The 7,124-nt window shown below is 48.7% G+C and carries 4 protein-coding genes; 3 read left to right on the top strand and 1 reads right to left on the bottom strand.

Annotated features, from left to right (window positions below; translation table 11 throughout):
* The first annotated feature begins 455 nt into the window (after nucleotides 1–455).
* Nucleotides 456–1,934 carry a T9SS type A sorting domain-containing protein gene (locus tag K8S15_05010; GenBank protein ID MCD4775397.1) on the top strand — a complete coding sequence of 493 codons (1,479 nt, stop codon included), beginning with the start codon at nucleotides 456–458 and terminating at the stop codon, nucleotides 1,932–1,934.
* A gap of 179 nt (nucleotides 1,935–2,113) precedes the next feature.
* On the top strand, nucleotides 2,114–2,257 hold the full coding sequence (locus K8S15_05005) for a hypothetical protein (protein MCD4775396.1): 144 nt from the start codon (nucleotides 2,114–2,116) through the stop codon (nucleotides 2,255–2,257).
* Nucleotides 2,258–2,696: 439 nt separating this feature from the next.
* Here K8S15_05005 and K8S15_05000 read toward each other — a convergent pair whose 3' ends face one another.
* Nucleotides 2,697–2,894, bottom strand: coding sequence for a zinc ribbon domain-containing protein (locus tag K8S15_05000; protein MCD4775395.1), 198 nt, complete (start codon nucleotides 2,892–2,894; stop codon nucleotides 2,697–2,699).
* A 1,236-nt stretch (nucleotides 2,895–4,130) separates the two neighbouring features.
* Here K8S15_05000 and K8S15_04995 point away from each other — a divergent pair.
* Entirely contained in the window at nucleotides 4,131–6,893 is a 2,763-nt protein-coding gene (locus tag K8S15_04995; protein MCD4775394.1) for a glutamate mutase L, read from the top strand.
* The last annotated feature ends 231 nt before the right edge of the window (nucleotides 6,894–7,124 follow it).

Genomic DNA, 7,124 nt, shown 5'->3' with positions numbered 1-7,124 from the left:
TCCTTCATAGAACAGCCCTCAGTCATCAGGCTTATACTTAAGCACCTGAATCTCTGGGAGGATCCCAGGCCTCCTCCGGAGCCTCTGGAACTGGTGTGAACCCAACGTGGATTACATTCCATGGCAGGATGATGTTCCAGAGATAGAGGCTGGGTAAGTTTTCAGCGATCCGGCTTCAGGGGGGTACTACACCATGATGCGGTGCTTCCAGTGAAAATCAGTGAAAATCTACGGAAAGGTACGTTTGACTGCGAGTGTTTCACATCGTATGGTCAGTTTCAGGCAGGAATCGGTTGTTTATTGGGACGAATGGGTTGCTTTGTGAGCAGCTAATAAGATTGAGGAAAATCCACTTTCCTATTACCTTTCTTATTTATGGAGGTATTTGAAGGATATGCAGCTGGTTGTGTCAATATGGAAATCCGGCATAACCGCTAATTGAAAGTGATGTTATCATGAAAAACATGACGCAACAAAGGATGGGGGCTCTTCTCAAAGCATCTATCCTCGTCCTGTTCTTCATCCCGCAGGCAAAACTCCTTGCTCAGCCGAGCACCATATGGACTGAGACCTTTGGCGGCTCGGGTAATGAATATGGCCATTCCTTTGATAAGACATCAGACGATGGATATATCATTGCCGGACTAACATGCTCTTATGGAGCTGGCGAAGAAGATGTCTGGCTTATCAAGACCGATGTCTCAGGTAACATTCAATGGGATGCGACCTTTGGGGGATCCGACTCCGATTACGGTTATTCCGTTCAGCAGACCGACGACGACGGCTACATCATCACGGGATTCACAGAGTCATTTTCGCATGGTGACAGTGACAGGGATGTCTGGCTGATCAAGACCGATGCTTCAGGAATCCTGGAGTGGGACAAGCCATTAGGCGGTTACAACCATGATGAAGGCCGCTCTGTTCAGCAGACCTCTGATGGCGGTTATATCATAGTGGGATTCACCTCGTCTTTTATTGCAGACGGCATGGATGTCTGGCTGATCAAGACCGATGCTTCCGGGAATTATCAATGGACATGTTTCTGTGGCGGTTCAGCTTCAGATGCAGGCCTATCCGTTCAACAGACCTTTGATGGTGGCTATATTGTGGCTGGGTACACCAACTCATACGGCGCAGGTTCTGCTGATCTCTGGCTGATCAAGACCGATGCCTGGGGGAATATTCAGTGGGATAATACATTTGGCGGGTACGACTGGGATCAGGCTCGTTCTGTACAACAGACCTCTGATGGCGGATATGTCATGACTGGACATACTGACTCTTATTGCTCTGGTGGTACAGATGTCTGGCTTATCAAGACCGATGCTTCAGGGAATATGGAATGGGACAGGACCTTTGCCGGGCCCTACACCGATAAAGGCTATTCGGTGGAGGAAACCTTTGAAGGCGGCTACATCATTGCGGGATACACTACATCATTTGGTGCTGGTGGTGCTGATGTCTGGCTTATCAAGACCGATCCTTCAGGGGATATGCAATGGGATATAACCTATGGCGGCTCCAACTGGGATCAGGGGCATTCCGTTCAGCAGACCTCAGACGGCGGATATGCAATCGCAGGATACACCAGGTCTTACGGCGCCGGCTCTGCTGATGTATGGCTGATCAAAACAGCTCCAGAGGTTGGAATCGAATCAGATGAACCTGATCTCTGTACATCAGTAGAATGCTATCCAAATCCATCCACAGGGCTGGTAACGATTGACTATCGCACGCAAACGGGAGGACGCGCAGTTCTGTCTGTCTATGATCTTGCAGGTCGAAGGGTAGCTTCACTCGTAGAAGGCTTGTGTACACCAGGGCAGCACACTGTCCTATGGAATCCGGTGGATGTCTGTTCCGGTGTCTACTTGCTGAAGCTCGAAACTACTGAATCTCAGGCCACGACCAGACTTCTGCTCTACCGTTAGTGATCAGCTGCCGGATTCTGTTCATCAGGCTTTGGTCAGGACACTTGTTCTCCTGAAGAAGACAGAACTCAATCCAACCTCCCGTGTTGTCTCATCAATGGGGAACTATTGTCAAACCACGGGCTAAAGGCTAGATAATGGTGATTGTGTCCCGATAGCCCCGAGTGTATCGAAGGAGAATGATGACAAAGACACTCTGTCTGCTCCTCGCTGCGGTCCTCTTCAGTCCGCTCCATGCATCCGATGAAGTCTACAGGGACGCTGGAGCCGGAGCTTACAGCTTCCTGAAAATAGATCTCGCCCGAAGTGCGGAGGACAGATGAAGGTCATCTCTTTCATAGAGTAACCGTTTGTCATCAGACGTATCCTGAAACACCTTGATCTCTGGGAAGATCCCAGACCTCCGACTGTGCCTCTGGAACTGGTCTGCGAACCATGCGCAGACTACGTTCCCTGGAAAGACGATGTTCCAGAGATAGAGGCTGGGTAAGTTTTCAGCGATCCGGCTTCAGGGGGGTACTACACCATGATGCGGTGCTTCCAGTGAAAATCAGTGAAAATCTACGGAAAGGTACGTTTGACTGCGAGTGTTTCACATCGTATGGTCAGTTTCAGGCAGGAATCGGTTGTTTATTGGGACGAATGGGTTGCTTTGTGAGCAGCTAATAAGATTGAGGGAAATCCACTTTCCTATTACCGATTTCGTGAGATTTTACCGGAACGGCTTGAAATAAAGATTCCTATTGTTAAGATTTTTTCCTTTCACCCCAGAGGGCAAGTTCCGGTCGGACAGGAAGAAACGTCACTTCCATGGTTTGCCGCGGTGCTGAACGCGGAGAATAGCTTCTCGGGATTCTCAGCCCCGCACTCTGGACATTTTGGTTCGGGTTCAGATGAATTTCTTACAAGATGTTCAAAGATTTTCCCACATTTACTGCACTTGTATTCATAGATAGGCATTAATTACACTCCATTTACGACTGTTTGTTTCAACTTGCAGCAAACTGAATTTAGCTGCAGAGCCAGGCAAAATATCCGGATTGAAACCTCTTGATAAGTTCATTATTCCAATTCCACACGAAGGTTATACATTCATAAAGATAAAGAATAAAAAACCTGTCATTTTACGTTCTTTGTGCGGATCTGTCTGCTTTTTTTCATTTTTCTCAAGTCGTTTTTCTTTCATGGTCTTTTGAGGTTTCTTTTTTGCAGTTTTCCTTGCACATGCCCTTTTGCCATAATTTTCTCCCTTGATTTACTGAGTAAATAGAATCCAGTTCAGTCATGTTCCTCAGCGTATCATAAATATTATAACTATTGTCAACAAATTACGCATACAGGCTAATCCAAGCAAATAATTTTAATCAACAGTATTGTTTGAATAATTTACGAAGTACATCAGCTATTTTAGTCAGTTCTGTACTCTCCAGATATTTTATCCAGATTACTGGATGCCCATTACCAAGATTTCAGGGATGCATATGCCGAACGCTTTTCCAAGCGCTACGGTTACTGGCGCCATGATGTAGTGCTTCCAGTGAGAATCAGTGAAAATCAACGGAAAGGTATGTTTGACTGCGTGTGTTTCACATCGTATGGTCAGTTTCAGGCAGGAATCGGTTGTTTATTGGGACGAATGGGTTGCTTTGTGAGCAGCTAATAAGATTGAGGAAATTCCACTTTCCTATTACCCGTAGAGAAGACCGCTTTTGAAGCATATATGCAGTATCCTGTCAGCACCCGGCTGAAGCAGATCCATGACCTCAGCCTCTTCAAGGTGATGGCTCCATACCGGAACAGGCAGTTCAGTCATCTTCCCGGTCCCGTTCCACCAGAGTCCTGGTGAATCCGGTCTGGCGCTCAGAACAAGGATACCGTCATCGAACAGGAGACCGAACCCATCCTTTACAACCGGTCTGCCGATCTTCCTGCATTTTTTTGCCCATGATCAGATCTTTCAGGGGCGGCAGCAGGGCACTCAGGAAAACACCATCCACTGAGGACTCCTTTCACGACAGATGAATGATGATACCTTTGAGCTATGCTTAATATACTTCCTGCCGTATGATGTTGTCCGAATTACAATATTCTGGAAGATATCTGAAGGAGTCAATTACCTGCTTTACCAATATCCTCCTGCGCTTTATATACTCCGAATATGAACCTGATTATCATATTCTACTCGAAGGAATCCATTTGATAGTACTTGCCAGTGATATAGGCAGCACAACCACAAAAGCTGTTGTTTTTGACCTGTCTGACGGTGCTTTTACTGCGGTGGGTGCTGTACAGGAACCCACAACGGTCGAGCCGCCGTTCTCAGATGTCATGGTGGGTCTATTCAGGGCAGTCCGTCGGCTGGAGAATGAGACGGGTCTTATTCTGATCAAAGGTGACTCCTTCACTGTACCCTACTATACCACCAGCTCTGCAGGAGGAGGTCTGCAGATTCTTGTAATCGGGTACACGCTGGCAGATTCCTGCCGGATAGCTGAATCAACGGCATACGGAGCAGGGGCGGTCATCTCCGGTGCATTCGCAATGGACAGCCGGGGAGGCAGGCTTAATCTGATCGATAAGATGAGCCGTCTTAATCCCGATCTGGTGCTCATGGCCGGAGGAACCGATGGTGGCGCGGTATCCGGTGTTGTAACCATGGCCTATATGCTCAGTCTCGCTAAACCGGAACCAAAGTACGGGTCAGGCAAGCTGCCGGTACTTTTCTGCGGAAATGTGAAGGCCCATGAATATGTGCGGCAGGCACTGGGCAATAGTTTTGACATGCAGATTACCGAGAATGTGGTTCCGGGAAATCATGAGATCAATCCCAGACCGGCGATCATGGCAGTGCAGAGTCTGTTCATGGAGCATGTAATGAAGAGAGCTCCCGGTTATCCCCGATTGCTCGATCTGGTATCCGCGCCCGTGGTGCCAACGCCCATGGGTGTTTCCAGAATACTTGAGGTGTGCAGCAGGGAGATGGGCAAAGGTGCTCTTATGGTGGACATGGGCGGAGCGACCACAGACATCTTCACAGTGGCGGACGGCAAACTGCAGCGTACTGTGGCCGCCAATATCGGAATGTCATTCAGCATGACAAACACACTGGCTGAAGTAGGATTGCCTGCTGTACTTCGTCACATACCCGGAGTGGATTCCGAGACCGCCAGGAGCTGGATAATGGGCAAAACCCTCTTCCCCACGACTCTTCCCCGTTGTGAAACGGCCTGCGTAATAGAAGCTGCAATTGCCGTTGAAGGTTTGCGAACAGCCTGGAATCATCATCTTGATGTGGCATACGACGCTGGCAGACTGTCCTGGCGGGAGATGATCGGGATCAGTCCCCCCTCTGCCATCAATCCACCTCTGAGCACTCTCTCCGGAAATAGATTCCGGCTTGACGGTCTGGATATGCTCATAGGAGCGGGGGGCATATTCTCCCACTCATCTCCAGAAAGGGCAGCCTGGATGCTGGCGGAGGCATTCAGACCGCCGGGACTCACCACTCTTTATGTGGATAGTTTCTTCAGAAGCCCCCATCTTGGCGCACTGCTTCAGAGCTTTCCTTCTTCTGCCCTGAAATACTATCTGAATGACTGCCTCAAGCCGGTCTGCAGAGTACTCAGCCCATCCTGCAGGATATCGAGCAAATTCGTGGATATCACAGGACCCTTCAGAAGGAAAACCGTACGAGCCGGCGGATATCTCTACCTGGAAGACACAACTGATATAACCATACAGGTCTTTGGACCCCGGATCCCGGGATTGGAAAATGTGTCCGATGGTTTACCTCTTCTGATAGATTGCAGAAGAAAAAATGACCCTCTACCAATGGATTTCCGGGAGGGAAACACCTTCGGGAAAGAAACTGTACAGCTATCACACCGGGAAATCGATTCTCCAGTTGAACAGAAGATCCGATTCGGCATGTCTCTGCCCTTCTCTGGAATGCTCAATGTACAGGAAAATGATACTGTTGAGCCCGGACAGTGCCTGGGACAGATCACAGAGATTCCTCCCAGACAGTTCGTTCTGGATGTCAACACCGCCAGATCGTGGCCTTCCGGCCTGAGTGATGAAGAGATCAGGAGGGCCGTTAATGTATCACCGGGGGATATGGTTAAAACTGGAGACAGTATCTTTAAGCACAGCACCAGACAGTACTTGGCGGTATACAACAGCCCTATGAATGGAAGGATAACAAAAATTCTACCTCCTGGTGTTGTGATAATGGAAGAGGACATGGAACAAGATGACCTGCCCCATGTAGTTACAGTATGCCGGAAAATGGAGATAAAGCCAGGGCAGATGAGCAAATTCCTGCGGGTCTCGACCGGTGACTTCGTGTACAGAGGACAACTGATTGCAAATGATCCTCCGGTCAGCATGTGCACGGCTCCTGGTCCGGGTTTTGTAACTGATATAGATCATATACTCGGCACTGTTACTATTCAGTACAACATGACCCCGATAGTGATTGAAAGCCCACTTGCCGGAGGAATTACCAGCACACTTTTGAACAGAACGGTCAACATGGAATGCACAGGCCTGAAACTGCCGGGAGTACTGGGCTTCGGCAGAACCGTTCGTGGGAAACTCAAGCCTATCGGAACATCTTTACAGAAAGGCGACATTGCTTTTACAAGCAGTCCCGCCGACCTTGAAATCTTTGAAAAGGCAGGAGAGATGGAGCTTGCGGGGCTGGTCTGCCCATCTATCTCTTCCAATAGTCTAATCTCCTGGCTGGGATGCGAGCCTGGGATGTTCATCACCGGTCAGGAGGACCTTCCTTTCTCGCTGCTAATACTGAACGGTATCGGTGAGAGGAATATGACTCCCGGAATACTAGAATCTCTTAAATCCTCCGAAGGTATCCATTCAGCCCTCTTCCCCGAGACAAAGATTCGCTCTGGTATCTACCGTCCATTCATGGTGATATCGTCAGATGGGACTGGTTGAAAGCGTCTCATTATCCGTCTTCCTGTACACGTCAGCTTTATTGCACCGCAGAAGAAGACAGTTGTGGGCTGTTCTTCTCAAGAAGGTATGGGATGTTGATGCTCTCAAATGTCCTGAATACGGCGTTTGCATGAAGGTGATTTTCTTCATTGACGGCGGATGAGTTCGTGCAGTATGGTCAGTTTCAGGCAGGAATCGGTTGTTTATTGGGACGAATGGGTTGCTTTGTGA

This window comes from Candidatus Aegiribacteria sp. (assembly GCA_021108005.1).
GTDB lineage: Bacteria > Fermentibacterota > Fermentibacteria > Fermentibacterales > JCC-6 > Aegiribacteria.
The sequence above is the reverse complement of the archived record's forward strand: the minus strand, read 5'-3'. Positions and strand labels throughout refer to the sequence as shown.

Coding starts and splice junctions, on each gene's coding strand:
- K8S15_05005 (MCD4775396.1), top strand. CDS start 2,114: ATGATGACAAAGACACTCTGTCTGCTCCTCGCTGCGGTCCTCTTCAGT.
- K8S15_05010 (MCD4775397.1), top strand. CDS start 456: ATGAAAAACATGACGCAACAAAGGATGGGGGCTCTTCTCAAAGCATCT.
- K8S15_05000 (MCD4775395.1), bottom strand. CDS start 2,894: ATGCCTATCTATGAATACAAGTGCAGTAAATGTGGGAAAATCTTTGAA.